The organism is Streptomyces sp. NPDC057854 (assembly GCF_042797055.1).
Taxonomy (GTDB): Bacteria; Actinomycetota; Actinomycetes; order Streptomycetales; family Streptomycetaceae; genus Streptomyces.
On the sequence record NZ_JBHVMF010000001.1, the window covers coordinates 300,888 to 327,382 of the forward strand.

At 71.1% G+C, this 26,495-nt stretch carries 27 protein-coding genes; 7 read left to right on the forward strand and 20 right to left on the reverse strand.

Features of this window, described 5'->3' with window-relative positions; translation table 11 throughout:
* The first annotated feature begins 68 nt into the window (after positions 1 to 68).
* From ACFVQZ_RS01375 to ACFVQZ_RS01390, 4 genes are read left to right on the forward strand one after another with little or no spacing between them, the layout of a single operon-like run.
* Complete coding sequence (locus ACFVQZ_RS01375) at positions 69 to 539, forward strand: cyclic nucleotide-binding domain-containing protein (protein ID WP_383618671.1); 471 nt, start codon at positions 69 to 71, stop codon at positions 537 to 539.
* Positions 540 to 551: 12 nt separating this feature from the next.
* Positions 552 to 1,208 carry a CBS domain-containing protein gene (locus ACFVQZ_RS01380; protein WP_383618673.1) on the forward strand — a complete coding sequence of 219 codons (657 nt, stop codon included), beginning with the start codon at positions 552 to 554 and terminating at the stop codon, positions 1,206 to 1,208.
* Complete coding sequence (locus ACFVQZ_RS01385; protein ID WP_383618675.1) at positions 1,205 to 1,819, forward strand: CBS domain-containing protein; 615 nt, start codon at positions 1,205 to 1,207, stop codon at positions 1,817 to 1,819. Before ACFVQZ_RS01380 ends, ACFVQZ_RS01385 begins: the two co-directional genes overlap by 4 nt.
* Positions 1,816 to 2,475 (forward strand): DUF4389 domain-containing protein, encoded by a 660-nt coding sequence (locus ACFVQZ_RS01390; RefSeq protein WP_383618677.1) that lies wholly within the window; start codon positions 1,816 to 1,818, stop codon positions 2,473 to 2,475. Before ACFVQZ_RS01385 ends, ACFVQZ_RS01390 begins: the two co-directional genes overlap by 4 nt.
* Here ACFVQZ_RS01390 and ACFVQZ_RS01395 read toward each other — a convergent pair.
* The 7 genes from ACFVQZ_RS01395 to ACFVQZ_RS01425 all read right to left on the reverse strand — a co-directional run bounded on the left by ACFVQZ_RS01395 (position 2,445) and on the right by ACFVQZ_RS01425 (position 11,735).
* Positions 2,445 to 5,144, reverse strand: a complete 2,700-nt coding sequence (locus tag ACFVQZ_RS01395; protein WP_383618679.1) for a cation-translocating P-type ATPase — start codon at positions 5,142 to 5,144, stop codon at positions 2,445 to 2,447. The genes ACFVQZ_RS01390 and ACFVQZ_RS01395 overlap by 31 nt on opposite strands.
* Positions 5,145 to 5,379: 235 nt before the next feature.
* Positions 5,380 to 5,916, reverse strand: a complete 537-nt coding sequence (locus ACFVQZ_RS01400; protein ID WP_383619517.1) for a flavodoxin domain-containing protein — start codon at positions 5,914 to 5,916, stop codon at positions 5,380 to 5,382.
* Between the two features lie 54 nt (positions 5,917 to 5,970).
* Positions 5,971 to 6,426, reverse strand: coding sequence for an Hsp20/alpha crystallin family protein (locus tag ACFVQZ_RS01405; protein ID WP_383618681.1), 456 nt, complete (start codon positions 6,424 to 6,426; stop codon positions 5,971 to 5,973).
* A 212-nt stretch (positions 6,427 to 6,638) separates the two neighbouring features.
* Positions 6,639 to 7,052 carry a CBS domain-containing protein gene (locus tag ACFVQZ_RS01410; protein WP_383618683.1) on the reverse strand — a complete coding sequence of 138 codons (414 nt, stop codon included), beginning with the start codon at positions 7,050 to 7,052 and terminating at the stop codon, positions 6,639 to 6,641.
* A 240-nt stretch (positions 7,053 to 7,292) separates the two neighbouring features.
* Entirely contained in the window at positions 7,293 to 9,695 is a 2,403-nt protein-coding gene (ppsA, locus tag ACFVQZ_RS01415; protein WP_383618685.1) for a phosphoenolpyruvate synthase, read from the reverse strand.
* A gap of 169 nt (positions 9,696 to 9,864) precedes the next feature.
* On the reverse strand, positions 9,865 to 10,833 hold the full coding sequence (locus ACFVQZ_RS01420; protein WP_383618687.1) for a universal stress protein: 969 nt from the start codon (positions 10,831 to 10,833) through the stop codon (positions 9,865 to 9,867).
* A complete protein-coding gene (locus ACFVQZ_RS01425) occupies positions 10,830 to 11,735 on the reverse strand; it encodes a universal stress protein (protein WP_383618689.1) in 906 nt (301 codons plus the stop codon). The genes ACFVQZ_RS01420 and ACFVQZ_RS01425 overlap by 4 nt, the downstream gene beginning before the upstream one ends.
* Before the next feature lie 224 nt (positions 11,736 to 11,959).
* Here ACFVQZ_RS01425 and ACFVQZ_RS01430 point away from each other — a divergent pair, with 224 nt between their 5' ends.
* Positions 11,960 to 12,817: a universal stress protein gene (locus tag ACFVQZ_RS01430; RefSeq protein ID WP_383618691.1), complete on the forward strand. Its 858-nt coding sequence runs from the start codon at positions 11,960 to 11,962 to the stop codon at positions 12,815 to 12,817.
* A gap of 1,414 nt (positions 12,818 to 14,231) precedes the next feature.
* Here ACFVQZ_RS01430 and ACFVQZ_RS01435 read toward each other — a convergent pair.
* The 13 genes from ACFVQZ_RS01435 to ACFVQZ_RS01495 all read right to left on the reverse strand — a co-directional run bounded on the left by ACFVQZ_RS01435 (position 14,232) and on the right by ACFVQZ_RS01495 (position 22,542).
* Positions 14,232 to 14,642, reverse strand: coding sequence for a four-helix bundle copper-binding protein (locus ACFVQZ_RS01435; RefSeq protein ID WP_383618693.1), 411 nt, complete (start codon positions 14,640 to 14,642; stop codon positions 14,232 to 14,234).
* Between the two features lie 171 nt (positions 14,643 to 14,813).
* Complete coding sequence (locus tag ACFVQZ_RS01440; protein ID WP_383618695.1) at positions 14,814 to 15,446, reverse strand: DUF305 domain-containing protein; 633 nt, start codon at positions 15,444 to 15,446, stop codon at positions 14,814 to 14,816.
* A 94-nt stretch (positions 15,447 to 15,540) separates the two neighbouring features.
* Positions 15,541 to 17,049: an ABC transporter permease gene (locus tag ACFVQZ_RS01445; RefSeq protein ID WP_383618697.1), complete on the reverse strand. Its 1,509-nt coding sequence runs from the start codon at positions 17,047 to 17,049 to the stop codon at positions 15,541 to 15,543.
* Positions 17,046 to 17,723 (reverse strand): ATP-binding cassette domain-containing protein, encoded by a 678-nt coding sequence (locus tag ACFVQZ_RS01450; RefSeq protein ID WP_383618699.1) that lies wholly within the window; start codon positions 17,721 to 17,723, stop codon positions 17,046 to 17,048. Before ACFVQZ_RS01450 ends, ACFVQZ_RS01445 begins: the two co-directional genes overlap by 4 nt.
* Positions 17,724 to 17,763: 40 nt before the next feature.
* Positions 17,764 to 18,342, reverse strand: coding sequence for a hypothetical protein (locus tag ACFVQZ_RS01455; RefSeq protein WP_383618700.1), 579 nt, complete (start codon positions 18,340 to 18,342; stop codon positions 17,764 to 17,766).
* Positions 18,343 to 18,361: 19 nt separating this feature from the next.
* A complete protein-coding gene (gene htpX, locus ACFVQZ_RS01460; RefSeq protein ID WP_383618702.1) occupies positions 18,362 to 19,285 on the reverse strand; it encodes a zinc metalloprotease HtpX in 924 nt (307 codons plus the stop codon).
* 13 nt (positions 19,286 to 19,298) lie between these two features.
* Positions 19,299 to 19,577, reverse strand: a complete 279-nt coding sequence (locus ACFVQZ_RS01465; RefSeq protein ID WP_383618704.1) for a hypothetical protein — start codon at positions 19,575 to 19,577, stop codon at positions 19,299 to 19,301.
* Complete coding sequence (locus ACFVQZ_RS01470; RefSeq protein WP_383618706.1) at positions 19,574 to 20,341, reverse strand: PspA/IM30 family protein; 768 nt, start codon at positions 20,339 to 20,341, stop codon at positions 19,574 to 19,576. Before ACFVQZ_RS01470 ends, ACFVQZ_RS01465 begins: the two co-directional genes overlap by 4 nt.
* A 168-nt stretch (positions 20,342 to 20,509) precedes the next feature.
* On the reverse strand, positions 20,510 to 20,827 hold the full coding sequence (locus tag ACFVQZ_RS01475; RefSeq protein WP_383618708.1) for a hypothetical protein: 318 nt from the start codon (positions 20,825 to 20,827) through the stop codon (positions 20,510 to 20,512).
* 112 nt (positions 20,828 to 20,939) lie between these two features.
* Complete coding sequence (locus tag ACFVQZ_RS01480; protein WP_383618710.1) at positions 20,940 to 21,656, reverse strand: methyltransferase family protein; 717 nt, start codon at positions 21,654 to 21,656, stop codon at positions 20,940 to 20,942.
* Positions 21,656 to 21,928, reverse strand: a complete 273-nt coding sequence (locus ACFVQZ_RS01485; protein WP_383618712.1) for a hypothetical protein — start codon at positions 21,926 to 21,928, stop codon at positions 21,656 to 21,658. Before ACFVQZ_RS01485 ends, ACFVQZ_RS01480 begins: the two co-directional genes overlap by 1 nt.
* Before the next feature lie 41 nt (positions 21,929 to 21,969).
* Positions 21,970 to 22,215, reverse strand: a complete 246-nt coding sequence (locus ACFVQZ_RS01490) for a DUF2933 domain-containing protein (protein ID WP_383618714.1) — start codon at positions 22,213 to 22,215, stop codon at positions 21,970 to 21,972.
* Between the two features lie 60 nt (positions 22,216 to 22,275).
* Positions 22,276 to 22,542 carry an SHOCT domain-containing protein gene (locus tag ACFVQZ_RS01495; protein ID WP_383619519.1) on the reverse strand — a complete coding sequence of 89 codons (267 nt, stop codon included), beginning with the start codon at positions 22,540 to 22,542 and terminating at the stop codon, positions 22,276 to 22,278.
* Between the two features lie 200 nt (positions 22,543 to 22,742).
* On the opposite strand from ACFVQZ_RS01495, the gene ACFVQZ_RS01500 reads away from it, so the two are divergent.
* Positions 22,743 to 25,559 carry a heavy metal translocating P-type ATPase gene (locus tag ACFVQZ_RS01500; RefSeq protein WP_383618716.1) on the forward strand — a complete coding sequence of 939 codons (2,817 nt, stop codon included), beginning with the start codon at positions 22,743 to 22,745 and terminating at the stop codon, positions 25,557 to 25,559.
* Positions 25,546 to 25,983 (forward strand): metal-sensing transcriptional repressor, encoded by a 438-nt coding sequence (locus ACFVQZ_RS01505; RefSeq protein ID WP_383618717.1) that lies wholly within the window; start codon positions 25,546 to 25,548, stop codon positions 25,981 to 25,983. Before ACFVQZ_RS01500 ends, ACFVQZ_RS01505 begins: the two co-directional genes overlap by 14 nt.
* Positions 25,984 to 26,495: the final 512 nt, after the last annotated feature.

The window sequence follows — 26,495 nt, forward strand, 5'->3', positions numbered from 1 at the left end:
GGACCTGCGCGGCCCTCCCGGACGGCACCCGACCCGGGCGAGCCTGTGGGAAAGGGCTGGAGGACCTCATGACCACCACGAGGACGCTGCTGAACGAACTCGCTCCCGAGGCGCGTGACCGGCTACTGGAGCACGCTCGCCCGGTGCAATTCCCCGCCGGGACACGTATCTTCCGCGAGCGGCAGCACGCCGACCGCTTCTGGATCATCGAGACTGGCCGGGTCGAGCTCGACATGCACGTCCCCGGGCGTCGCAACGCCGTCGTGGACACCCTCGCGTCCGGCGCGCTCCTCGGCTGCTCCTGGATCATGCCCCCGCACCTCTGGCACCTCGGCGCCACGGCGACGACCGAAGTCCACGCCCTCGAGTTCGACGCCCAGGCCGTCAGGGAGCTGTGCGCGAAGGACGCGGCCGTCGGCGAGGCGGTCTTCGCGTGCGTCGCCGCGGCGATGGCGCGGCGACTGCTGTCCACCCGCGACCGCCTGCTGGACGACCTCATGCCGCGTCTCGGCGCGGAACCCCTGGCCTACGCCCGATGAGGAGACAGAGTCATGGCCACCCAGCCGTTCACCGTCGCCGACGTGATGACCAAGAAGGTGGTCGCCGTCCAGCCCGGCGCGGAGTTCAAGGAGATCGTCGCCGCCATGGAGCGGTGGAAGGTGACCGCCGTACCGGTCGTCGAGGGCGAGGGCCGCGTCGTCGGCGTGGTCTCCGAGGCCGACCTGCTCCTCAAGGAGGAGCTCCACGACCACCGCCTCGGTCTCGTGGAGCAGATGCGGCGTCTCGACGCCACGGCCAAGGCGGGCTCTCACCGTGCCGAGGAGCTGATGACCTCGCCCGCTGTTACCGTCGCCTCCGGTGCGTCCCTGCCCCAGGCCGCCCGCCTCATGGCTGCCCATCGCGTGAAGCGGCTACCGGTCGTCGACGCGAGCGGCGTCATCCAGGGGATCGTGAGCCGGTCCGACCTCCTCAAGGTCTTCCTCCGCCCGGACGAGGATCTCGCCGCCGAAGTGCGCCGCGACGTCGTCGAGCACCTGTTCCCCCTCTCTCATCGTCGGGTCGAGGTCCGTGTCGATGCCGGAGTGGTGACACTGTCGGGCGAGGTCCGCGACAGCGCGCTCATCCCGCTCGCAGCTCGTCTCGCTCGCGCTGTCGAAGGCGTCGTGGACGTACGGTGCGCACTCACAGCCGAGGGTGACGGGCGATGAGGCACCGCAGCGTCGCGGATCTGATGACGCCCACGGCGGTCAGCGTCGTACCGGGCACGACGTTCAAGGAGATCGCTCGGCTCCTGGACGAGTTCGACATCACCGCGGTGTGCGTGGTGGACGGGTCGAACCGGCCTCTGGGCGTGGTCTCGGAGGCGGACCTGGTACGCCGCCGGGCCGCCGGGGCCCGGCTCGACACCGCGGGCGCGCTCATGTCGAGCCCCGCCATCGTCGCCCGACCTGAGTGGAGCGTGGTGCGGGCCGCCCGCGTGATGGACCGGGCGGGGGTGAAGCGCCTGCCCGTGGTCGACGACGAAGGGCAGCTCGTGGGCGTCCTGAGTCGCAGCGACCTCGTCCAGCTGTTCCTGCGCAGGGACCGTGCGATCCAGGAGGAGATCGTCGAGGACGTGGTCACCCACACCTTGGGGCTGAGCCCGTCCGCCCTGTCGGTCGAGGTGGTGGACGGCCGGGTCACGCTCAGCGGCACGGTGCGGCGCCGGAGCCTCGTACCGGTGATTCTCAGGCTCTGCAACAGCGTCGACGGTGTCGTGGGGGTCGTCGACCGGCTCACGTACGAGGACGACGACCTGCCGCAGGAGGGACGATCATGAACACCCCGAGCACCCCGCACGCCCCCGTGGCGGTGACGGCCGAACTCGACAGCCGGCTGTCCCGCTGGCTGTGGCTGGTCAAGTGGATCCTGGTGATCCCCCACTGGATCGTGCTGTTCTTCCTCTGGATCGCCTTCCTCGTCGTGACGGTGATCGCGTTCTTCGCCGTTCTGTTCACCGAGCGCTTCCCACGGGGCCTGTTCGACTTCAACCTGGGTGTGCTCCGGTGGTCGTGGCGGGTCTCGTACTACTCGTACGGCGCGCTCGGCACCGACCGCTACCCGCCCTTCAGCCTCGGCCCCGAACCCGGCTACCCGGCCCGGCTCGACATCGCCTACCCGGAGCGGCTCTCCCGCTCGCAGGTGCTGGTCAAGTGGTGGCTGCTCGCGATCCCCCACTACCTGGTGATCGCCTTCTTCACCGGCGGGACGGAGTTGCACTGGTGGAGCGGCGGCCTGATCACGCTGCTCACGCTCATCGCGGGCTTCGCCCTGGCCTTCACCGACCGGTACCCGCGCGATCTGTTCGCCCTGATCGTCGGGCTGAACCGCTGGGTCCTGCGCGTCGCCGCTTACGCGAGCCTCATGACGGACGCCTATCCGCCGTTCCGTCTCGACCAGGGTGGTCACGAGCCGGTCGTGGGTGCCGCGCGCTGACGGCGCCGCCTGGCGCGCCGGAGCTCGTCCGTGCCCCACACCAGGACCGGGAACGTCGCGATGAGCAGAACGACGTCCAGGGGGAGGGCGGCCGTGCCGAAGAGGTGCTGGAGCGGGGGCACGTAGACGAGGGCGGCCGTGAACGCGAGCTCGAAGGCGATGCCGGCGAGCAGCAGCGGGTTCGAGAACACCCCGATGTCGCGGAGGGCCGCGTGGTCGGTGCGGGCGGCGAAGGCGGTGCCGACCTGGCAGGTGACGATGCCGGCGAAGGTGGCCGTCGTGGCCGTCACGTAGGCGTGGTGCAGGGGGCTGCCCGCGCCCGTGGGATCGCCCGGCTGCCAGCCCGCGCGCCAGAGCACGTAGAAGAAGCCGGCCATGACGAGGGCGGCCGACGCCAGGCCCAGGTAGCCCCAGCTGCGGACGAGCATGTCGCGGGAGATCACACCCTGGTGCCGTGGCCGGGGCGGCCGCCGCATGACGCCGGGCTCGGAGCGTTCCCGGCCGAGGGCGAGGGCGGGCAGGGTCTCGGTGCCGAGGTCGATGGCGAGGATCTGCAGCACGGTGAGGGGAAGGGGCACCGCGCCGGCGGAGAGAGCGAAGACGAGGAAGGGCACGATCTCCGGGGTCGCGTGGGCGAAGATGTAGACGATGAACTTGCGGACGTTGTCGTAGACGCGACGCCCTGATTCGACGGCGGTCACGATGGTGGCGAAGTCGTCGTCGGTGAGCACCATGGTGGCGGCCTCGCGGGCCACGTCCGTGCCGGAGCGGCCCATGGCCACCCCGATGTGCGCGCGGTGGAGAGCGGGGGCGTCGTTGACGCCGTCCCCGGTCATGGCGACGATCCGGCCGTGGGCCCGCAGGGTGTCGGCCACCTTGAGTTTCGTCTCGGGCGAGGAGCGGGCGAAGACGATCTCGTCGTCGTCTTCCACCAGGAGCCGGTCGAGCTCGTCGTCGCGCAGCGACTCGGAAGCCGCGACCACGTGCAGGCGAGGCACTCCGATGCCCACCTCCCGGGCGATCGCGGCGGCGGTTGCTCCGCTGTCCCCGGTCACGATGTGCACGCGCACTCCGGCCTCGTGGCAGCGACGGACGGCCTCCGCCACCTCGGAGCGCGGCGGGTCGTACAGTCCGACCAGACCGAGCAGTGTCAGTCCCGATTCGGCGTCCTGGCGGCGCGACGGCGGCTCCGCGCCCGACGGCAGGTCGCGCACGGCGACGGCGAGGACCCGCATGCCGCCCCGGGCCAGCTCCTCCGCCGCCGAGCGGGCCGCGTCCGTGGCGGAACCGGGGAGGACGCGGGCCAGGACCGCTTCCGGGGCTCCCTTGGCGACGATCCGCAGGCGACCCGTCGCCTCGTCGTCCTGCACGACCGACATCAGCCGCAGTCGCGGATCGAAGCGGAACAGTCCGTGCCGTCCCGCGTCGCGCCGGGAGAGGTCGACCGGGGCTCCGTGGTCGGCGGCCCCGGTGACGAGGGCGGCCTCGGTCGGATCGCCGTGCAGCTCACCTTCCTCGTCGCGGGTGACGGTGGTGCACAGGGCACTCGCCCGCACCAGTTCCTGCGCCCAGGCCCCTGGTTCCGCTCCGTGCTCCGCGGTCCAGAGGGCTCTCAGACGCATGCGGTTGCGGGTCAGCGTGCCGGTCTTGTCCGTGCAGATGACGCTCGTGGAGCCGAGCGTCTCCACCGCGCTGAGTCGTTTCACCAGGGCGCCCTCGCGGGCCAGCGCGCGGACGCCGACGGCGAGGGCGAGCGTGATGGTCGGGAGCAGTCCTTCGGGGACGTTGGCGACGAGGAGCCCGACGGCGAACATCAGGGAGTCGGTCACCGGCAGTCCGACAGCCACTCCGACGACGAGGAAGAGGGCTCCCATTCCCGTGGCGACTCCGGCGATGAGCCAGGCGACCTTCTTGACCTGTCGTTCCAATGGGCTCGCCTCGCGCCGGGTCCGCTGGCTGAGGGCGGCGATCCGGCCGATCTCGGTGTGGTCGCCGGTGGCGAACACGATGGCCCGGGCCTGACCCTCGACACAGGTCGTCCCGCTGAAGACGAGGTTCGGCTCCTCCAGCAGAGAGGCACCGAGGAGCCCGGCCGCGGCCATGCGTTCGGCGGGAACGGACTCCCCCGTGAGCATCGACAGGTCGACTTCCACTCCGCCCTCGGTGATGCGCGCGTCGGCCGGTACCTTGTCGCCCTCTTCCAGGAGGACCACGTCGCCCGGTACCAGGTCGCGGGCCTCCACGGTGAGGGACCGGCCGTCGCGCACGGCGAGGGCGCGCTCCGGCAGATAGCGGGCGAGGGTCTCCACCGCCCGCTCCGCCTGGCGTTCTTGCAACAAGGCGAAGCCCGCGTTGACGGCAATGACGGCCAGGATCGCCCAGCCGAGCACTCCGAGGTCCGCGACGAAGGCCAGCGCGGCGGCGGCCCAGAGCAGCAGGGCGAGGGGGTGAACCAGCTGTCCGACCAGCTCCCGCGCGAAAGAGGAGCGGGCCTTGCGCCGAACCTCGTTGGGTCCGTGAACGGCGAGCCGGCGGGCGGCCTCGCGGGCGGACAGCCCGTCCGGCCCGGTGGCGAGTTCCCGGCGCAGCCTGGGCAGGGGCTCGCTGGGGTCGAAGGGCAGCGCCCCGGTGGGCGTGGCCCCCCGGCCGGTGGCGGCGCGGTCAGTCATCGTCGGTCCCCGGAGCGCTTCCCCGCCGGAGCCGACCGGACCACACGGGCTCGACCCGTTCCCACTCCTGTTCCCAGACCGCGAGCCGACGGGTCTCGGTCCGCCGTCGTGCGAGGACGAGAACGCCTGCCCCGATCGCTCCGACGGAGGCTGCGGCGACGCCGCCGCCTGAAAGTGAGGTCGGCGGCGCTGCCCGGAGGGCGGGCGGGGGTGCCGTTGTCGTCCACCCAGATCGTCACCGTGCGATCCCGGGGCGTCCCGGGAGGGACGTGGATGGTGCCGGACCGACGGACGTGGTCGGGCTGTTCCCAGACCGCGGGTGCGAGCGCACGCGGTGTCGACCCGTGCCGGGTGGCGGCGGTCGGGTTCTCGGCCGGCCCGGTGGTGGTCGCCCGCACCCGGTGGCGGTGGGCGGCGAGTTCACGATCTGCCTCGGCACCGGCGCTCCACAGGCTCGCGGCGGCCACGGCGCCCCCGAAGGCCATGTGCCCCCGGGCGCCGAGTTTCTTCGTCCGGCGGGCCATGCCGGTATGTCGTGCTGCTCGGCGGAGCTGTCGATGGGCCCGCTGCTGAAGAACCAGACGGGCCGATGGCGGAGCTGCTCGGCGTTGCGCCGGGCGCACCGGCACGCCTCGCCGTTCCAGTGCCCGGCGTAGAAGGCCCCACCGAGGACGACTCGGTCGTAGCCACTGACGTCGGAGACGGTGTCGGCCGGCAGGCCGACGGCCTCGAAGCCGTCGGCCCGGAGCGTCCGGCCGATCTCGTCGGCGATCCCCCCTGGTCGCGCCGTACTCGCTCCCGTACGCGACCAGGACTTGCTCGGGACTCACGACGTGGCTCCTCCGGGCGGGGTGCGGCCTCGCTTCACCGGGATGGTGCGTGCCGCGCCGGTCTTCTCCTCGGGCATCGGAACGCGGATGGCGAGGATGCCGTCCGCGTACGACGCCTCGACGTCGTCGGCCGGGATCGTGGCCGGGAGACGCACGGTCCTCCGGAACGATCCGTAGCGGAACTCCGAGTGCTCCTTGTCCTCCTCGCTCTCGCTGTGCTCCGCACTCACCGTGATCAGGTCGTCGTCGACGGTGATGGTGAAGTCGTCGGGGTCCATCCTGGGCAGTTCGGCCCGCAGCACGTACCCGCGGGCGCCGCTGGTCACCTCCACGGGGATGGAGTGTGCAGCCGTCGTGGGCCGCCAGCCGGGCAGCCCCGGGAACTCCCGGTTGAACAAGTCGTCGAAGTCGGGGAAGAGGCTGTGCCTGCGTTCCACCTTGCCTCCGGCCATTGTTCTGCTCCTCGTTCCGGAGCCCAGGACGGTCGCCGTGGGCCCGAGTCGGTGCGGGCGGGCGGTGGACCGGGTGACGGGGCCGGTCCGGCTCCGTCACCCCATCGTCCGCCCGCGAGGTCACGTGGCGCAGCGTCCAAGGGGGCCGTCCGACGGGGCCGAACGGGCCGTACCTGGACCGACCGGCCCATCGCGCCGCGACTCCGACGCCGTCAGCGGCAGATCTCCTCGACGAAGTGGCCCACATGTTCCTCCGGCAGGTGCCTGGCGAGGTCCGCCTCGCTGATCATGCCGACCAGGCGGTGGTCGTCGATCACGGGTACGCGGCGAACGCGGTGCTCCTGCATGGTGCGGAGCACCTGTTCGCTGCCGGCGTCCGCGTCGACCGTGATGGGCTTGCCCTGGGCGAGGAGTCCGGCCGTCATGTGGTGGGGGTCCTTGCCCTTGGCGAGGCACTTCACCACGATGTCCCGGTCGGTGATGATGCCGTGGAGCCGGTCGTCCGGCCCGCAGATGGGCAGCGCGCCGACATCCAGTTCGCTCATGCGGCGTGCGGCGTCCATCAGGGACTCGTTCTCCTGCACGCAGCTCGCTCCGGTGTGCATGATTTCCCTCGCGGTCGTCATGGCCGCGTCCTCCTTTCAGGCCCCCTGCTCGCGATCCGGCCGCTTCGCCGCCGGTTCAGAGGAAGAGCGCCGACACCCTGACGGTGTGCACGGGGCGCTGCTGGCGCCCGGTCGCCCCCTCCGCGGGCGGCCGGTGGTCCCCGGGGCGGCCCCGCCGCCTGCCCGTGGCCGCCTGTCGACCGAACTCGGCCGACGGCCCGGTGTCCCGGGTGCCTCGGTGCCGTGTCTTCCTGGGCATGGTCACTCCTCCCTTCGTCCGGCGCCCCTCTCCATCGTTGCCTCCGCATGGGCCACGTGCCGTTTGACAGCGGCGAAGCTGTCCGGTGCCACGGAGATGGAGTCGAGACCCGCGTGGACCAGGATCGCGGTGAACGCCGGATCGTCGCTGGGCCGCTGTCCGCACAGTCCGACAGCTCGGGCAGCCGTGTGCGCGCGGGCGGCGAGGGTCCGGATGCTGCGGACGACGGCGGGATCCCGCTCGTCGAAGACGTGGGCGAGGGCCTCCGAGTCACGGTCGACGCCGAGGGTGAGCTGGGTGAGGTCGTTGCTGCCGACCGAGAACCCGTCGAAGCGTTCCGCGAAGTCCTCGGCGAGGATGATGTTGGCCGGTATCTCCGCCATCACGTAGACGCGCAAGCCGTTCTCACCCGGTACGAGTCCCTCCTCCGCCATCACCGCGAGCACCTTGTCCGCCTCGCCGAGGGTCCGGCAGAAGGGGATCATGACGACCACGTTCGTCAGTCCCATCTCCTCGCGGACCCGGCGCAGCGCCCGGCATTCGAGGGCGAACCCCTCCCGGTAGCCGGCGCTGTAGTACCGGCTCGCGCCGCGCCAGCCGATCATGGGGTTGGCCTCGTCGGGTTCGAAGGGGCGGCCGCCGAGGAGCTTGGCGTACTCGTTGGTCTTGAAGTCGCTGGTCCGTACGACGACGGGTGCGGGCCAGCGGGAGGCGGCGATCCGGGCGATGCCATGGGCCAGACGCTCGACGAAGTACTGTCCGCGGTCGAGGTACCCCTCGGTGTGCCGGTCGATCACGAAACGATCATGTGGATCGAGCCGCTCCGGATGCAGCAACGCCATCGGATGGACCTTGACCTGATGGGCGACGATGAACTCGAGACGCGCGAGACCCACCCCGTCGGCGGGGAGCCGCCACCAGCGGAACGCGGCCGAAGGATCGGCCAGGTTGAGCATCACCCGGGTGCGCGTGGAGGGCAGCTCCGCGAGGTCGGTCAGGATCTCCTCGTACGCGAGGAGGCCGTCGTGGACCCTTCCTCGCTCGCCCTCGGCGCACGAGACGGTCACGGGGCCGCCGTCCCGCAGGACCCGGGTGCCGTTGCCGGTTCCGACGACGGCGGGGACGCCGAGTTCGCGGCTGACGATGGCCGCGTGCGAGGTGCGTCCGCCGTGGTCGGTGACGATCGCCGACGCTCTCTTCATGACCGGCTCCCAGTCGGGGTCGGTGATTCGGGTGACGAGGACCCCGTCCTGCGGGAAGCGGTCGAGGTCGACGGGGGTGTCGAGGGCGACGACGGGGCCCTGACCGATCGCCTCGCCGACCGCGATGCCCTCAACCAGCGGTTCACCGGGAACGACGGTCAGCCGGCACCGGCGCAGGGTCGTGGACCGCCGGCGGGACTGCACGGTCTCAGGGCGTGCCTGGACGATCCAGAGTTCGCCGGTGAGGCCGTCCTTGGCCCATTCGAGATCCATGGGGCAGCCGTAGTGCTCTTCGACGGCCGCCGCCCACGCGGCGAGCTCGCGGATCTCCGCATCGGCGAGGACGCGTTGGTTCCGCTCGGCGTCTGGGGTGTCGAGGGTGCGGGTCATCCCCGTGTCCGCGTACACGGTCTTGAGTCGCTTGCTGCCGATCCGCACATCGATCACGGGGTTCAGGGCGGGGTCCTTCATGCTGGGCTTGAACACCGTGTACTCGTCGGGATCGACCTGGCCGCTGACGACGGTCTCGCCCAGGCCCCAGGCGGCGCTCACCACGATCACCTCGGGGAAGCCGCTCTCCGGGTCGAGGGTGAAGGCGACCCCGGCCCCGGCGAGGTCGGAGCGGACCATGAGCTGGACGCCGACGGAGAGGGCGACGGCCATGTGGTCGAAGCCCATCCGCTCGCGGTAGTCGATCGCCCGGTCGGTGAACAGGGACGCGTAGCAGCGCCTGCACGCCTCCAGGAGCCCATCGGCACCACGGACGTTCAGGTACGTCTCCTGCTGCCCGGCGAAGCTCGCCTCGGGGAGGTCCTCGGCCGTCGCGCTGCTGCGCACGGCCACCTCGGGCGTCTCCCGGCCACTCTCCTCGGCAAGCCGCTCGTACCCGGTCAGGATGGCGTCCCGCAGCGGCGGGGGCAGTGGCTGCGCGAGGAAGAGTGAACGGATGGCCGCCCCCACCTCGTCGAGCGGGGCCCCTTGGTGCAGGCGGTCGATCTGCCCCTCGACGGCGTCGCGCAGGCCGCGATCCGCGAGAAGTTCCTCGTACGCCTCGGCGGTGGTGGCGAAGCCCGGTGGTACGCGTATGCCGGCGGCGCCGAGCCCGCTGGTCATCTCTCCCAGTGAGGCGTTCTTGCCTCCCACCCGGCCGACGTCCGAGCGGCCCAGTTCCGTGAACGGTACGACGCGTCGCGTCGGTCCCATGTCATCCTCCGTGGTCTCGGGCGTCCTCAGTACGGGAGCGGTCGGCCGGACGGGGTCCGCAGATCGAGGGGAATCGGCCTGCGGGGCTGCCGGGGCCGGGGGCTGATCCGGATGCGCTGCATGGTGCTCACCTCTCCGGGGAACCGGCGGACGGACCGGGGCCGTCCTCTCACCCGACCGTCCCGCGGGGAGGCCGTAGCGGCCCAGTGCCGAGCGGGTCAACGAGCCGGGGCCGGTCGGTCGTACGGGAACGGGACCGGTCGGCCCATGCCGGGTCGCCGATCCGCCCCCCGCGCTGCGGGAAGGGGACGGTGATCACCGGGCACATGGCGCGGTGCAGCAGGCCGTGGACCGTCGGCCCCAGCCGCATGCCGGAGTACCCTCCTCGATCTCTTCGGCCGACGATCAGGGCGAGGGACTCCTGGGACGCCAGGGCGAGTTGCTCGACCGGGTGACCCCGGAGGACCTCTTGGGAGACGGCGACGTCCGGATACCTGTCCGCCCACCCCGCCACCGACTCGGCCAGCAGCCGACGGCGCTCGGCCAGCCCCTCGTCCACATCGTCATGGGCGAGGAGGGAAGGGGGCCAGACCCAGACGGCGCGCAGTCGTGCCTCGCGCAGGCTCGCCTCCTCGGCGGCGAAGGCGACCGCGGCCTGTGAGGAAGGGCTTCCGTCCACGCCGACGACGAGGGTCGGCGGGTGTACGGCGGTGTGCTCGGGCACGCGGACCACGACGACGGGGCAGGCGGCCCGCGCGGTGAGCGGGACGACCACGGAGCTCTCGCTGAGCACCTCGGCCGCCCTGCCGAGCCGGCGCGAGCCGACGACGACGAGGGCGGCGTGCGCCGCCAGATCGCGGAGCACGGTCGCCGGCACGCCGTTCACGCGTTCCGTCGCGGTCCGCAGACCGCCGTGGAGTTGCCGTACGAGGTCCTCCGCATTGGCGATCGCCGACTCCGCGCGCAGGCTCAGGGCGCTCTGGTGGGCGAGCGCGTCGTAGGGGAGCCCGTTGTGGGCGGGCGGTACGGCGACGACCAGACGGAGCGCCAGTCCTCTTCGTACGGCCTCGTCGGCAGCCCACACGAGAGCGGGGATCGATTGCTCCCGGGGGTCGACTCCGAGCAGTATCTCGTTCACGTCTCCTCGACCCGGGTGGCGAAGGCGGGTGGGACGATCTCCACCGGGCAATGGGCGTGATGGAGCAGGACGTGGGCCACGCGCCCCAGAGAGGGGCCTGCGCCCAGAACTCGGTGTTCTCGGCCCATCACGAGCAGATCGGTGTGGGCACTCGCCTCCACCAGGATGCCGGGCGTGCTCGTGCCCGTCTCGACGTGATGGCTGACGTTGAGCCCGGGATAGAAGTCGCGCACGCGGTCGGCGAGCGCCTTGACCTCGTGCACGCGCTGCCGCGCGATCTCGTCGAGGTCGTCCAGCATGGTCGCGACGCTGCCGATGTGGGTGAGCACGTTCCAGACGCTCACCAGTCGCAACGTCGCCTTGCGGGCGTCCGCCTCGGCAGCCGCGACGAGCAGCCAGCCGACGTCCGAGGCGCCGTGGACGGCCGCCGTCACCGAGCCCGACTCGGGGCGGTCGCTGTCACCACGGACGACGATCACGGGCGCCTCGGCGCGGGCTGCCACTCCCAGACCGACGGAGCCGAGCAGGAGGGTCGAGAAACCGCCGAGCCCCCTGTTTCCCACCACGATCGTGCCTCCGTGGCCGGCGGCCGCCCGGAGGCCGGCGACGGGCTCCCGGCGGCTCAGTTCCTTCGTGACGACAAGGTCCGGAAAGCGCTCCTGGACCGTGCTCGCGGTCTTGATCAGCAACTCTCGGCCCGCTTCGCGTACCGCCTGGATCGTCTCGGCATTGGCGAAAAGGACCCGGCGGTCGGTGTCGTCGGCATGGACGAGACGCAAGCTCCGCCCCCGTCGGTCCGCCTCGGCGGCGGCCCAGAGCAGGGCCGTGCGCGCGGAGGGGGACCCGTCGACTCCCACGACGACGTCGCCGAGCTCCGGTCGAACGGGGATCTCACTGGTCATGGTTCCTCCTCCGGGGTACGCCCGGCGCTCGGGAGCACGTCCCGAGGGGCGACACTCCCACGCTGACACCGTGGTGGCCCTCCCGGGGATGGGCCGTTCGGCCCCGATCGAGACCTGCCCGGCCCTGCTGCCGGGAGGCCGGGGGCACCAGCCTGAGATTCGGGATGTTCTCTCCCGTTCGGACCACACACGGTACAGAGCGGACACGGCTGAGGAGGCATGTCATGACGGCCCAGGTCACCGTCGGTATCGACGGTTCGCAGGAAAGTCTCACCGCCGTGAACTGGGCGGCGACGGCGGCGGTGTTGCGCGAAGTGCCCCTCCGGCTGGTGCACGTGGAGGAGTGGCCGAACACCCCTGAGGTGCCCCTGGCGTACGCCCGGTCCTCGGCCGAGCGGGCCGAGGCTCTCCTGCGGGACGAGGCGGACCGCGTGCGGAAGGACCATCCCGACCTCGAGGTGCTCACGGAGCGTGCGCGAGGCCGGGCGGCCGAGGAACTGACGGCCGCCGCGAACGAAGCGGATCTGACCGTGCTCGGATCGCGTGGGCTCGGCGGCGTCATGGGCTTCATCGTGGGTTCGGTCTCCCTCGCCGTCGTCGGCACGGCGCGTCGGCCGGTCGTCCTCGTGCGCGCGGAGGACGCCCCACCGGCTCCCGAAGGCGGGATCGTGGCGGGCGTCGACATCTTCCATCCGTGCGAAGCCCTGCTCGCGTTCTCCTTCCACGAAGCCGCCCGCAGGGGCATGCCCCTGCGGTTCCTGCACAGCTGGACGCTTCCCGCCTCGTACGGCTACGCGGCCGTCATGGACCCGGGGATCGGCGAGGAGCTGGGCGGCCACCTCCTCGGGGGTCTGGAGGACCTGGTGGAACCGTGGCGGAAGCGGTATGCAGGTGTGGACGTGGCGGCCACGGCGGTGGTGGGCTCGCCTGCCTACCAGCTGGTCGAGGCGTCGCAGACTGCGCAACTCGTCATCGTGGGACGACGGAGCCGGAAGGTGCCCCTCGGCGCGCATCTCGGCCATGTCGCCCACGCGGTCATCCACCACAGCCCCGCGCCGGTCGCCATCGTCCCCTTGGCGTGAACGGAGGGTGGCGGCTCCGCCACCGGCCGCACGCGCACGGACGCCTTCCCGCTCGGCATTCTACGGATGTCGGTGACTGATGGAAGGCGCGTAGCGGTCGGGAGCGGCATCGTAGGCCGTAGCGCGCTGCCGCGCCGGCGAGCGAGCCGGATGGTGGGACGCCCACATGACACGGCACTGGAAGAAGACCCCGCGCGAAGCGCAACGCGACACAACCATCGCTGACCTGCGCCGAAAACTGACCGCGAAGACCCAGCAGTGCACTCTCCCGGAGAGACAGCTCCCAACAGCGGCCGTCACCATCGCAGCCATTGCCGCGACAACGGAGCCCTCCGAGACGAACTCAGCGAGCGGGCCACAACCGTCTCGGTGTTGGCATCGGCCTCCAGCGCATGAGGGCGAAATCCCCCACTGCCGTGTTGAGGGTCCGCACCGTGCGGGGCATGCGGCCCGTGGCCTCAACTGAACGACAGGCCCGCAGGGAACGGGCGAGGCCGCAGAACCGGGCCTCGCCGTTCGCCGACTATCAGTGAGCGTGGCCGTCGCTGTGGGCCGGCGGCGTGGCAGCCGACGTGGGCGGGACAGAGGTGACCGGCTCCTTGCGATCGGGATGAACAGCCCGGATCTACACCTGCTGCACCACTGAGCTGAGGGAACTGCGCAAGGGTGGGAGGCCGGAGGACCACGTCGGGGCCCACGGCTGGGCCTTGCCCTCCCCAGAGGCGGAAGTCTGTCCTGCGAGAGGATCGGGGTGCGGACCGGGCAGCTCACAGCCTTGGTACGGGTGGGGCGAGGCACACTCCTCGGCAGGATGGGAGTCCCCGTGGCCGTCGCCGCCTCGATCGGGTGCCCAGCCGTCGTGGTGGTGGCTGTCGTCGGTGCTGATGGGCGTCGGCTGGGCCACTGCGGCGCCGCCGGTGACGTGCGCGGAGGCACTGTCTGCTCCGGCAGCGTGGTTGTAGAGGAAGGCGAACAGCAGAGCGGCCAGCCACAGCAACCGCAGCGGTCCGGCCGTTCGACGGGACCGCGGCGCCCTGAAGAGAGTCCGAGCCGTCACCACGTCGTGACCCTACCCGGCGCCCGAGACGCCCTGTCCAGCAGCCCCGTTGTCGATCACACCGAGCAGCGGGCTCGGCGCGTTCAGAGACCGAGCGCAGGCCGTCGCACGGGGACGGCCGGAAGGCCAACGGCGGCGCGCGGGTCGATCCGGCGGCGATGGCGGGATCCGAAGCCTGCTCAGCGGGGCGGCACCGTGCGGCACCGGCTGAGGCGGCGACGACGACGACATACTTCCGTTTCTACGCGCCGCCTTCCCGGCGTCGAAGCCGGGTCTGTGTGACCCGCTACGGGCGCGCCGCCGGCGCGCGGTCCATGGCCCGCTTCGCCCAGCGCGGGGGCATTGTGACGCCTCCGGTCAGCCGAGGGCGCCGAGGAGTTCGTTGCACGCCTGCTCGCAGGAGCCGCAGGCTTCGGCGCACACGCGGCAGTGTTCGTGCATGTCGGCGTGGGAGGCGCATTCGTCGCCGCACGCCTTGCAGGCCACGGCGCATGCCTGGAGGATCGCGCGGGTGATGTTGGCGTCGTAGCCGGTGTGGCGCGAGAGGACGGATGCGGTGGCGTTGCAGATGTCGGCGCAGTCCATGTCGGTACGGATGCACTTGGTCAGGTCGCCGACCATGCCCTCGGACAGGCAGGCGTCCGCGCACGCCGTACACGCCTGTGCACAGGCGATGCACCGCTCGATGCAGTGGGTGAGCTTGTCGCGGTCGGCCTCGCCGAGGTCGGCGGGGTAGGTGGCGAGCATGTCCTTGACGGTGCTGGACATCGTTGCCTCCTTCGCCCGGGGCCGGCGGACCGGGACGGGCCGCCTCACGAGTCCCGGATCCTCCTTCCAGCTAACGCCCCTCGGCGCCATCGTGCCCGGTCGCGGCGCCGCCGCGACCGGGAGTGTCTTCCGTGTTCGCCGCATAGGTCCTGCCGCCTGCACCCCGCCGGGTCAGTTGGTGCCGAGCATTTCCCGCATGTGTGCGATCTCCGCCTTCTGGGCGGTGATGATGTCGTCGGCGAGTTCCTTGGCGGGGCCGTAGGCGCCTTCCTTCTTCTCGGTCTCGGCCATGGCGATGGCGCCTTCGTGGTGCTTGATCATCTGGGTCAGGAACATCGTGTCGAAGGCTTTGCCGGAAGCGCCCCGCATGTCGTCCATCTGCTGGTCGGTCATCATGCCGGGCATGGACGAGGCGTCGCCGTGGTCCATCCCGTCCATGCCGTCCATGCCCTGAGGGACCTCTTCGCCCCAGGCCGTCAGCCAAGCGGACATCGTGGCGATCTCCGGCTCCTGGGCTTTCTTGATCTCTGCGGCGAGGGTCTTGACGTCCCTGGAGGCGGCCCGGGTCTCGGCCATGTCGGCCATCATGACGGCCTGGCGGTGGTGCGGGATCATGCCCTGCGCGAAGTCGACGTCCGCCTGGTTGTGCTCGCCGGCCGGGACTGAGACGGACGTGGTGGGGCTGGGAGAGGTGGCGGCGGAGCCGTTGCCGCCGTCGCCGCAGCCGGCCAGGACGAGCGCGGAGGCGGCGACGGCTGCGGCGACCAGGGCGGTACGGCGGTGCAGGGGGCGGGTGGTCTTCATGCGTTGGCTCCTCGGATGGAAGGGGATCAGGACATACCTGTACGCGCTGGACAGCTCCTGTAGGCGGGTGCCACGCCGCCGAGGCGTTCGCTGGTCATGACGGCCGGCTGGTGCGGGCCGGGGTGATGGCGTGGCGGAACAGTGCGGTGGCGGCGAGGGTGAGTCCGGCCGGCCAGGCCAGGGCGATGAGCAGGGAACCGGCTTCGTCGAAGCCCGGGGTGACGGCGGCGTCGATGAGGACGCGGGTGGAGCCGTAGCCAGGCAGGGCGTGCGCCCAGCCGGGTGGAACAGGGCGGAGCATCGGGCTCTGTTCGATGCCCAGATCGATGAACGGCAGCAGGAAGGCGATCAGCACCCCGCCGACCCGGCCGAACAGCGCGCCGAGGAGGACGCCGACCAGGCCGTAGGTGAGGGCGAGCAGGACGTTCGCGGCGATGTAGAGGCCCCATTGGCGGGCGTCGAAGACGGTCGCGGTCACCGCGAGGGAGGCGGCGGTGGCCAGGAGCGCGCCGAGGACGACGACGGTCAGGCGGGAGGCGAGCAGGCTGCCGGTGCGGAACCCGGCGATGGCGAGGCGCTGGTCGCCTGTGCGGGCGTTGAGGATCGTGAAGAGTCCGGCGAGGGTGGCAAGGGAGGCGGTGGCGATGGGTGCCATGGTGCCGCCGTGGATGTCGGGCAGCCACGCCTGCTGGACGGTGGTGCGTCCGCCTTCGCGGACGGTCAGGGACGTGGACTCCTCCGGGGTGGTGGCCACCGCGAGGAGGACGAAGACCGTCGGCACCGCGATGAGCAGCACCCACAGCACCCGGTTGCGGCCGGCCTCCCGGAGTCCCGCGCGCACCCCCGCGGCCAGTTGGGCCGCGGCCGAGCCGGGCCTGGCGCGGCGGCGAGCGCGGGCCGTGCGGCTGGTGGCGGTGATCACCGTCCAGCTGACAGCGACGGCTGCCGCGGTCCAGGCCAGGGCCCAGCCGAGATCTCCGGGCCGGCCGCTGTGGCCGGAGGGGACATCGACCATCCACAGCGTCACGAAGTGCGTCGGGAGCACCCGGGTCGCCGCGCGGTCCGCCGCGCCCAGGACGGGGCCGAAGAAGACGTCCAGGATCCACACGAACAGCACCAGCACGGTGCCGTTGAGGGGGCTGTTCACCGTCGCGCCGATCAGCGCCCCGATGGCCAGGTAGATCACCGCATACATCAGCGTTCCGGCCAGCACCCGCCCCGGATCATCGCCGAGGCCGGTGCGCAGCTGAAGGGCCAGCAGCGCCGCAGCCGCGGCCGTCACCGCCAGGACCAGGCCGGCGGCCATGCGCGCGGCCACCAGTCGGTGGGGTGCCAGTCCGGCGAGGATCAGCCGGCGATCAGTCGCGCGCGAGGCGCGCATCTGGAAGTACATGGCGATTGCTGCGATGAATCCCGCGGCCCAGCCGGCAGTTGCCGTCTGCACCGCAGGCCCGCCTGTGCCGCCCAGCAGTTCGGCCGCGTCCGCCAGCGGGCGTGCGGCCACCACCACGAACACCACCGGCACGAGCACGAGGACGAGGAGGTTCACTGGCGTCCGGGCGGACTCGATGACGAAACGCCAGGTGAACGGCAGGACGGTCATCGGTGCACCGCCCTCCCTTCCCGCAGTTCCACGATGCGGTCGAAGCGTTCTTGGTCAGTGACGAAGTGGCTGATGATCAGCACCGAGCGGCCCGCCTTGCGACGCTCGGCGACCAGGTCCCAGAACTTCAGGTAGGTGTCGAAGTCGAAACCCGCGTACGGCTCGTCCAGAAGCAGCACCTCGGGATCGGCCAGGAGCGCCAGGCCCAGGTTCAGCTTGGCGAGGGTGCCTCCGGACAGCTGGTCCGCGCGGGTGCCGGCGTAGCGTTCGAAGCCGAGGGCGGCGTAGATCTCCCGGCGCGAACGCAGCTCCGCCTCGCTCGTCATGGCGTAGGCGCGGCCGAACAGTTCGAAGTGGTCGTCGCAGGTGAGGCGTTCGTAGACGACCGGTTCCTGCGGGCAGTAGCCCAGACGGCCGGCGTGGGTGATGGTTCCGGCGTCGGCGGCGAGCGCCCCGACCAGGATCTTCATCAGAGTGCTTTTGCCGGAGCCGTTCTCGCCGACGATGCCGACTACCTCGCCCGGGGCCAGGGTGAGGTCCACGCCTCGCAGCACCGGCGTGGTGCGGCGGGCCGGCCACGGACCACGTCGGTACGCCTTCTCGATGCCGGCCGCCGCCAGCACCGGGCGGGCGGTTCGCGGGTCGTCACCGGAGCGGGGCTGGGGTTCGTTCACGTTGTCGCCTCCCCGGCTCGGGTGGGCCGGTTGCGTCGTGTCACAGGCCGGGGGCGCCCCAGAGCGGGAACCAGCGGCTCAGGTCCTGCTCGATGCGCAGGTCGTCTTTGAGCACGGCCTTGACCTGGAGTTCCAGCGGGTTGTCGCGTTTGTTGCCGGGGATCGGGGCGAAGGGGTAGAAGGTGCCGCGTTTGTACAGGTAGACCAGGGCGAGAGGGCGCAGTTCGGCGTCGTGGAAGGCGACAAGGGAACACAGGAGGTGCGGGCCGAAGCCGCTTTCCTGGAGGGAGGTGTTGACCGCATGGAGGTCACCCACGAGGGCGGGCACGTCGTCCGGTGGGCGGCGGGAGAGCAGCCAGGAGTATCCGTAGGTGTCGCGGCTGAACTCCACCGGGGCACCGCCGCGTTCGGAGTCAGCGGCCAGGAGAGCCCGTACCTCCTGCTGGACCTGGGCGAAGGCTCCGCCTTCGATCGCCGCGAAGCAGACCGAGCCCGCACCGGTCGGGGTGAAGCCGATGGCGGCCTGGAGGGTGATCGCCGCCGAGGGCAGGGCGAAGAGCTGGTCCAAATCGGGCCGGACCGGCTTGCTCCGGCCGAACAGCACATCCCAGAAGCCCATGGGCCACCGCTCCCTTCTCTCACTCCGTGCCCGGCTCGCCGCCCGCCTCGCCGAGCTGTGCGGAGAGTTCCGCGAGCGCCTCCAGCCGGTGTTCCAGGGTGGGGTGGGTGGAGAACAGGTTCGCCGCCGCGGTGCCGGGCCCGAGGGCGGGGGTGAAGAAGAACGCGTTGAACGCCTGGGCGGTCCGCAGATCCTGGGTGGGGATGCGGGCGATGTCGCCGCTGACCTTGGTCAGTGCCGACGCCAGGACGGACGGCTTGGCGGTCAGCATGGCCGCGGCCCGGTCGGCGGCCAGCTCGCGGTAGCGGGAGAGGGCCCGGATGAGCAGGAAGCTGACGGCGTAGACGAGGGCCGAGACCGCCATCACCGCCAGGAAGACGACGGCGGTGTTCTGGTCGCGCTGGCTGCGCCCGCCGAACAGCTGGGAGTAGAAGGCGAAGCGGACGATCAGCCCGGCGATGACGCCCAGGAACGAGGCGATGGTGATCACCGCCACGTCGCGGTGGGCGACGTGGGAGAGTTCGTGGGCGAGGACTCCTTCGAGCTCCTCGGTCTCCAGGCGGCGCATGAGGCCGGTGGTCACGCAGACCACGGCGTGGTCGGCATTGCGGCCGGTGGCAAAGGCATTGGGCAGATCCATGTCGGAGACCGCGACCCGGGGTTTGGGCATGTCCGCGCTCGCGCACAGCCGGTCCACGACCCCGTGCAGCTGCGGCTGCTCCTCGGGCGTGACGAGCCGTCCGCGCATGGCGTACAGGGCGATGCGGTCGGAGTACCAGTACTGGGCGCCCAGCAGGGCGGCGGCGATGACGACCACCAGGACGACGGACTTGAGCAGCACGATCAGCGCGGCGATGAGCGCCACGTAGAGCAGGCCGAGCAGGAACATGGTGACGGCCATGCGGGCGGTCAGCTGCCGGTCCGGCTCGAAACGGCTGCGCATCGCCATCACCCCGTCAGCCTGGGATCAGGCCCTCGTCGGACAGCAGCTCGCGCACCTGCGGCAGGCTGGTCGTCTCGTCGGGCAGCACCAGATCCGACGGGGTGATCCGCTCGTCGGGGAGCGGTGTGCCGAGGCTGCGTACGGCGTCCAGAAGCGCCGACAGGGCAGACGCGAACGCCGTCTCCTCACTCGCGTCGGCGGCTTTCTGCAGGGCGGAGTCGAGTCGGTTGAGCTGTTCGAGGTGCTCGTCGGCGATGTCGTACTGGCCCTCGCCGAGAATCCGCATGATCATGACTTCTTCTCCTGCTCCGGCCGTTGTGTACCGGCTTCCACCGCCTGTGGAGCGGATCCCGCCGGCAGCTGTGCCTTCATCCTGGCCAGTTCGAGCTCCACGTCCTGGTCCGCGGTGACGCGCTCCAGCTCGGCCTGGATGTCGTCCCGGCCGGCCGGGAGGGTGGCGTCGTCCAGCGCACCGGAGGCGATCAGTTCGTCCAGCGCGCCGGCGCGTGCCTGCAGCTGCTCGGTTTTGTCCTGAGCACGCTGCATGGCCAGGCCCACATCGCCCATCTCCTCGCCGATGCCCGTCACGGCCTCGGTGATCCGGGTCTGGGCCTCGGCTGCGGTGTAGCTCGCTTTGATGGTCTCCTTGCGGGTCCGGAAGGCATCCACCTTCCCCTCCAGGCGCTGTGCGGCGAGCGTGAGCTTGTCCTCCTGCTCCTTCAGCGACGTGTGCTCGGCTTGAAGGTCGGCGATCTGCCCGGCGACAGCGGTACGGCGGGTAAGGGCCTCGCGGGCCAGGTCCTCGCGCCCGGCGGCCAGAGCCTGTTCCGCTTGGCCCTGGAGTTTGTCGGTGGACTGCTGGAGTCGGCTGAGCTGGAGTTCGACCCGCTTGCGGCTGGTCGCCACGTCGGCCACCCCGCGCCGCACGCGTTGCAGCAGCTGCAGCTGCTGCTCGTAGGAGTAGTCCAGGACCTCGCGCGGGTCCTCGGCCTTGTCCAGGGCCTTGTTCGCCTTGATCCGGAACAGGGTGGTGATGCGTTGGGTGATGCTGGTCATGGTGACCTCCTTGCTGGCCGGGCATCCGTCGGGTTCGCGGGTTCAGCCCCCCCCTGGCGCGCGGCCACCGGCTCGCCCGCTGGTCACCGACAGCCGAGCACCACTTCCATTGTCTGGGCGTGGGTCCCGCGTGGCAGTTTGATCGTGTGCCGTGCGGCCTTGTGCTGGTCACGCTCTGCTCCCGTTATGAGGTGCCGCTCGGTTCGCGGGGATGTCCCGGAGGGTGTCTGCCGTGGCGTACACCAGGGCGGAGGCGATGGTGGCGGCGCCCCACAGTCCCCAGGCAGCTGCCGGCGTGTCGGTGGCGAGCAGAGCGGGAAGGGGCAGGACGCCGACGACCGAGAGGGCGGCGGCGGTCCGGCGGATGGTGCGGGCCAGGTCGCGGGCGTCCCGCCGATGGTGCCGCTTCAACAACACCGCGCACCCTGCGGTGACAACGACCTGGACGGTGATCAGCACCCAGATCAGGAGAACGCCGGTCGTCATGACGACCGCCTCCCGCCTGGGTGACAAGGCCGTAGGGGTCGCCCGGTGCGGTCCGGCGCAACCACCCTGGCTGCGGCCACGAGCGCCGCCAGGGAGGACACGGGCTTGCCGGTCATCGGGGGACACCCCTGGAGCCACTGTGGCGTGCGGGCGGCGGGACCGGTCCGCGCCTGGCCTCGTCTCGTCCCTCCGGCCTGCCACGGTGCCGGGGACGCCTGGGCCAGAAGGCAGAAGTGCGAGCGGCGTAGGCCGTCCACTCCTCCCCGAAGCGGGCGGCGACCTCGCGCTCCTCACCCCGCGCCAGCCTCATGTACACGTACACCAGGACCGGGAACATGATCAGGGTGGGGATGGTGGGCCACTGCAGCAGGAACCCGATCATAACGAGCAGGAAGCCGTCGTACTGCGGGTGGCGCACCCAGGCGTACAGGCCGGTGGTGGCCAGCCGGTCCTCCTGCGCGGCTTCGTGCAGGACCTTCCATGCGGCGGCGATCAGCCAGAACCCGACACCGATGGCGACGTAGCTGGCTAGGTGGAACGGACTGAGGTGCGGGTCGCCGGACCAGCCGGTGAGGTCGTTCCAAAGGTGCCCGCCGGCGTGGGTGTCCTTCAGCAGCGGGAAAATACTGCCGAGCCAGCTGCCCAGCAGGTAGATCGTCAGCGGGATGCCGTACATCTCGGTGAACAGCGCGACCATGAACGCGCTGTAGGCGCCCATCGCCCGCCAGTCCCGTTTCGTCTTCGGGTGGAAGAAGCTCGCGGCGAACAGGATGAACAGCGCGGTGTTGAGCACGACCAGGGGCCACAGGCCGTATGCGGCGTCAGCCATCACACCCTCCTCGCGTCGTCCCGGGTGGCGGCGGTCCGGCGCCGGCCGTGAGCGAGAGTGGTCATCCGTTGCTGGTAGGTGGCCTGGTCGATCCGGTCGTGCAGGCGCAGGCCGACGCACCACCGTTCAGCGTCCTCCAGGGCCGCCCGCTTGCCCTTGAGGCAGGCCATGGGCGGGAAGCGGCTCTCGTCGGGCGTGATCAGGCGCGCGAGCTCGTAGGCGATCCCGGCCAGGATCAGTGCGCCGGTCACGATGGCTGTCAGCGCACTCATGGCGTTCACCTCGCCATACCGCTGTGCAAGGGCCGGCCCGGTCAGAGCCGACCGGATCCGGGGTGCTGGTGGTGGTCGTGCTTGCGCATCGGGTCGCGCTCGTCCATGGACTGGTCGTCGCCGTGACCGCCGCCGTGCATGCCGCGCATCATGAAGAACATCATCAGCGGGCAGACGGAGACGACGGCCAGGAGAGCGAGCGTGCCCACGGGCACGCCGAGCGCCAGCGCGCCGACGAAGGCGATAGCGAGCGCGACCGCGTACAGACCATAGTTCTTGTTGTTCATCACGGCGCCTTCTTCCCGAGACAGCCGGTCCCGGCCCCGCGCAGTCGTGCGGGCCGGGGGTCAACGCTTCGTGTGTGGGCCGGAGGTGTGCAGCGCGTCCAGGCGCCGCCGGTAGTCCTCCTCGTCAATGTCGCCGCGGGCGAACCGCTCCGCGAGCAGCTGGTCGGGCGAAGGCGCGGCAGGGCTGCGGGTGGGCTCGGTGGCGCGGCTCAGGGTCCGGAAGAGCAGGACGGCGGCTGTGATGATCAGGGCCCAGAGCGCGATCATGCCTGCCGACATCGCGAACCAGCCCCAGCCGCTGACGTCGTGGTCGAACCAGAACATCATCACGATCACCTCCCCGGTGGCCCGGACCGCGGGGCTGCGATCCCGCTGGCCGCCCGGTCGTTCACCACCATGGTCACCTGCTAGCGGCGTGCGATGCAGGGCCACGTGGGCCCTCGCTGGTGGGCCGGTCAGCCCCTACCTGGTACGAGTAGCGCGAGAGACGCTGGAAGGGAGCGCACACGCAAGGAGGGCGATCTGCCATGGGTGTCGCTGACGTCGTGGTCGTGATCCTGGCCGCTGCCCTGATTGGAGGACTGGGCTGGTTCTTCTTCGGTCCTCGCAAGGCCCGCACCGCACAGCTGGAGGGCGGGGTGCAGCGGGTCGAGGTGAGGGTGCGGGGCGGCTACAGCCCTGATGTCATCAAGGTCCGCCAGGGGGTGCCGGTGGAGCTGGTCTTCGACCGACAGGAGAGCGGGGAGTGCACCAATCGGGTCGTCTTCCCCGACCTGCGGGTCAGCGCGGGGCTTCCGGCGTACGCACGCACCACCGTGCGGCTCAGCCCAACCGACGTCGGCTCTTTCGGTTTCGCCTGCGGCATGAACATGATCCACGGCACCCTGCTGGTCGAACCCGCGGATGGCCCCAGCGCCACCGAGGCCACGCCGGGCGGCGAAGATCAGGGCGAGGCTGCCTCCCCTGCTGACGGACAGCGGCTGGGCGAAGGCAGTGGAGCCGAGGCGGAGGCGGCCGAGGCCGCCGAGCGGCGCGCGGAGATCTCCGATCTGACCCGCCGGGTTGCCGTCGGCGCGGTACTCACGCTGCCGGTGCTCTTCGCCGTCATGGCTCACGAGCTGTTCGGCGCGGACTGGGTGCCGGGCTGGCTGCTGAACCACTGGCTGCAGCTCGCGCTGATCACGCCGGTGATGTTCTACACCGGGTGGCCGATCCACTCCACCGGCTGGCTGACCCTGAAGCACCGCGGCGCCGACATGAACTCCCTGATCACCCTGGGCACGACGGCCGCCTACGGCTACAGCCTGCTGGTCACCCTCGCCCCCGGCCTCCTGCCGGAGGACGTACGCGAGGTGTACTTCGAGGCGGTCGGGGTGATCCTCACCCTCATCCTGCTCGGCCGGCTGCTGGAAGCCCGCGCCAAGGCCGGCACCGGCGAGGCCATCCGTTCCCTGCTGGGCCTCCAGGCCCGCACCGCCCGCGTGATCCGCGACGGTACCGAGGCGGAGATCCCGGTCGAGGGCGTCGCGGTCGGCGACGAAGTGCTGATCCGGCCCGGAGAGAAGGTCCCGGTCGACTCGGTCGTGCTGTCCGGATCCTCGGCGGTGGACGAGTCGATGGTCACCGGCGAGCCGATGCCCGTGACGAAGCACGCCGGGGACACGGTCATCGGCGCCACCGTCAACACCACCGGCTCCCTGCGGGTACGGGCGAGCAAGGTCGGGGCTGACACGATGCTCGCGCAGATCATCCGCCTCGTGCAGCAGGCCCAGGCGTCCAAGGCCCCCATCCAGCGCCTTGCCGACAGCGTCTCCGCCTACTTCGTGCCCGCCGTCATCGCCATCGCCGTCGCCGCCTTCGCCCTCTGGTACACCATCGGGCCGGCCCCGGCGCTCACCCTGGCTCTGGTCTCCACCGTCGCGGTGCTGATCATCGCGTGCCCCTGCGCGCTCGGCCTGGCCACACCCTTGTCCGTCATGGTCGGTACCGGCAAAGGCGCCCAGGCCGGCATCCTCATCCGCTCCACCGAGGCCCTGGAAACCGCCCACAAGCTGGACACGATCGTGCTGGACAAGACCGGCACCGTCACGGCAGGCAAGCCCGTCCTCACCGACGTGCACACCGCCGACGGCTTCCAGAAGACCGAACTGCTGGCCCTGGTGACCGCGGCCGAGGCCGACAGCGAGCACCCGCTCGCGGGCGCGATCGTTGCTGGCGCCCGCGACCGCGGCCTCACCCCACCTGCGGCAAGCGCCTTCGCCTCGGTCACCGGCAAGGGCGTGAAGGCCACCGTCGACGGCCACACGGTCCTCGTCGGCACCGCCCGGCTGCTCGCCGGTGCCGACATCGACAGCGCCCCCCTCACCGAGGTCGCCGCCGGCTTCTCCGCCGAGGGCAAGACACCGGTCCTGGCCGCCGTAGACGGCCGGCCCGCAGGCGTCCTCGCCGTCGCCGACACCATCAAGGACGACTCCGTCCAGGCCATCGCCGCCCTGCACCGGCTCGGCCTGGAGACGGTCATCATCACCGGCGACAACGCCCGTACCGCCGCCGCCATCGCCGCGCAGGTGGGCGTGCGCCGGGTCCTGGCCGAGGTCCTGCCCGAGCACAAGGCCGACGAGGTCCGCCGGCTGCAGGCCGAGGGCCGCACCGTGGGCATGGTCGGCGACGGTATCAACGACGCCCCTGCCCTGGCCGCCGCCGATGTGGGCCTGGCCATCGGGACGGGCACCGACGTGGCCATCGAGGCCGCCGACATCACCCTCATCTCCGGCTCCCTGACCGGTGTCGTCACCGCCGTCCGGCTGTCTCGGGCCACCATGCGCAACATCCGGCAGAACCTGTTCTTCGCCCTGATCTACAACGCCGTCGGCGTGCCGCTCGCCGCGGGCGCCCTCTACCCGCTGTGGGGCATCCGCCTCAGCCCGATCATCGCCGCCGCCGCGATGGCCCTGTCCTCCCTGTCGGTGGTCACCAACGCCTCCCGCCTGCGCCGCTGGCACACCACCCCGCTGCCGCCCGCCGCGGCGGCAGCGGTCGAACCAGGGGCCGAGCCGCGGACGGAGACACCGGCCGATCACGCGCCCCAGCCCGCCACGACGCCGGAGGGCGAAGTGAGCGACAAGCACCCCAGCCACGACCATCCACACGAGTCCGCCACTCCTGTCACTGACCCTGTGTGCGGCATGCAGCTCAACCCGGAGACCGCCGCCGAGCGGCACGTGATGGACGGAGAGTGGTACTACTTCTGCTCCGCCGGATGCGCTGCCACCTTCTGCTCCGCCCCGGACCGCTACCGGGCAGCTGCGGCGCACGGCACGCCACGAGGAGATGAGACCAGGTGACCACCATCTCCGGCCCCACAGGTACTCCGGATCCGGCACCGGGGCGGCCCCGCACGGCTACGCCGAGCACAAGTCCGACCATCTCGCCCGGCTGCACAAGATCGAAGGCCAGGTGCGCGGGCTGCTCCGCATGGTGGGAGAGGTCCGGTACTGCCTCGGAGAAGTCCACGGACGCGTTTGGGCGCACTGCAAGCTCTCCGACGGGCTCGGCCAAGACAACCAGGCGGAGGCGACGGCGACCGTGCCGCCCACTGGGCACGTGCCGCCGTCATCGCCCTGCTCACTGCGCTCACCGTGCCGGCCCACCAGGAAACGGCGGCCGTCAGCTCCCATGCTGAACCGTCAGCCCCGCACGCCGGACACCGCATGTCCAGCACGACCTCCTCACCCGCTACCACCGAGCCCCACGCGGAGCCCGCGCTGAGCGGGCTCATCCACGGCGCCACGCGGGGCACGTGTCTCTCCGGGTCGGGAGCCTGGTGTGGACCCGGTTCGGTGGCTCATGCATGGGGCGAGGGTTCGTGAGGCGTGGCCGACTCATCCCGTCACGGGCGGATCGACCTGAAGAAGCTCCTGTGCGACCGTGGGCGATCGGCGAAGACCAGATGAAGGTAGCTGCCTCTGCCGCCCGTCTCGAAGTTGCGTTTTCCTGTACAAGTGGCTTCCTGCATCGGTCATCGCGGCGCTGGGACGGTTGCGGGCGGGGCAGGCTGCGGGGTTGATCACGCCTACGGACGCGGCGATGCCTTCGCCTACCTCACCGCTTACGACGTCCACGCCACGAAGTTGTTCGGCCGCATCGAAGAACGCACCGGCATCGTCCCGTTCATGAACCCGGTTGCCCACGTGATGAAGAACCAGGAGCCCTGCGCAAGCGCCAAGCGCGTGTTCTGGGTCGTCGACAACCGCTCCTCCCGAAGCGGTCAGAAGGCGGCC

Coding starts and splice junctions, on each gene's coding strand:
- ACFVQZ_RS01375 (WP_383618671.1), top strand. CDS start 69: ATGACCACCACGAGGACGCTGCTGAACGAACTCGCTCCCGAGGCGCGT.
- ACFVQZ_RS01380 (WP_383618673.1), top strand. CDS start 552: ATGGCCACCCAGCCGTTCACCGTCGCCGACGTGATGACCAAGAAGGTG.
- ACFVQZ_RS01385 (WP_383618675.1), top strand. CDS start 1,205: ATGAGGCACCGCAGCGTCGCGGATCTGATGACGCCCACGGCGGTCAGC.
- ACFVQZ_RS01390 (WP_383618677.1), top strand. CDS start 1,816: ATGAACACCCCGAGCACCCCGCACGCCCCCGTGGCGGTGACGGCCGAA.
- ACFVQZ_RS01395 (WP_383618679.1), bottom strand. CDS start 5,144: ATGACTGACCGCGCCGCCACCGGCCGGGGGGCCACGCCCACCGGGGCG.
- ACFVQZ_RS01405 (WP_383618681.1), bottom strand. CDS start 6,426: ATGGCCGGAGGCAAGGTGGAACGCAGGCACAGCCTCTTCCCCGACTTC.
- ACFVQZ_RS01410 (WP_383618683.1), bottom strand. CDS start 7,052: ATGACGACCGCGAGGGAAATCATGCACACCGGAGCGAGCTGCGTGCAG.
- ppsA (WP_383618685.1), bottom strand. CDS start 9,695: ATGGGACCGACGCGACGCGTCGTACCGTTCACGGAACTGGGCCGCTCG.
- ACFVQZ_RS01425 (WP_383618689.1), bottom strand. CDS start 11,735: ATGACCAGTGAGATCCCCGTTCGACCGGAGCTCGGCGACGTCGTCGTG.
- ACFVQZ_RS01430 (WP_383618691.1), top strand. CDS start 11,960: ATGACGGCCCAGGTCACCGTCGGTATCGACGGTTCGCAGGAAAGTCTC.
- ACFVQZ_RS01435 (WP_383618693.1), bottom strand. CDS start 14,642: ATGTCCAGCACCGTCAAGGACATGCTCGCCACCTACCCCGCCGACCTC.
- ACFVQZ_RS01440 (WP_383618695.1), bottom strand. CDS start 15,446: ATGAAGACCACCCGCCCCCTGCACCGCCGTACCGCCCTGGTCGCCGCA.
- ACFVQZ_RS01445 (WP_383618697.1), bottom strand. CDS start 17,049: ATGACCGTCCTGCCGTTCACCTGGCGTTTCGTCATCGAGTCCGCCCGG.
- ACFVQZ_RS01455 (WP_383618700.1), bottom strand. CDS start 18,342: ATGGGCTTCTGGGATGTGCTGTTCGGCCGGAGCAAGCCGGTCCGGCCC.
- htpX (WP_383618702.1), bottom strand. CDS start 19,285: ATGCGCAGCCGTTTCGAGCCGGACCGGCAGCTGACCGCCCGCATGGCC.
- ACFVQZ_RS01465 (WP_383618704.1), bottom strand. CDS start 19,577: ATGATCATGCGGATTCTCGGCGAGGGCCAGTACGACATCGCCGACGAG.
- ACFVQZ_RS01470 (WP_383618706.1), bottom strand. CDS start 20,341: ATGACCAGCATCACCCAACGCATCACCACCCTGTTCCGGATCAAGGCG.
- ACFVQZ_RS01475 (WP_383618708.1), bottom strand. CDS start 20,827: ATGACGACCGGCGTTCTCCTGATCTGGGTGCTGATCACCGTCCAGGTC.
- ACFVQZ_RS01480 (WP_383618710.1), bottom strand. CDS start 21,656: ATGGCTGACGCCGCATACGGCCTGTGGCCCCTGGTCGTGCTCAACACC.
- ACFVQZ_RS01485 (WP_383618712.1), bottom strand. CDS start 21,928: ATGAGTGCGCTGACAGCCATCGTGACCGGCGCACTGATCCTGGCCGGG.
- ACFVQZ_RS01490 (WP_383618714.1), bottom strand. CDS start 22,215: ATGAACAACAAGAACTATGGTCTGTACGCGGTCGCGCTCGCTATCGCC.
- ACFVQZ_RS01495 (WP_383619519.1), bottom strand. CDS start 22,542: ATGATGTTCTGGTTCGACCACGACGTCAGCGGCTGGGGCTGGTTCGCG.
- ACFVQZ_RS01500 (WP_383618716.1), top strand. CDS start 22,743: ATGGGTGTCGCTGACGTCGTGGTCGTGATCCTGGCCGCTGCCCTGATT.
- ACFVQZ_RS01505 (WP_383618717.1), top strand. CDS start 25,546: ATGAGACCAGGTGACCACCATCTCCGGCCCCACAGGTACTCCGGATCC.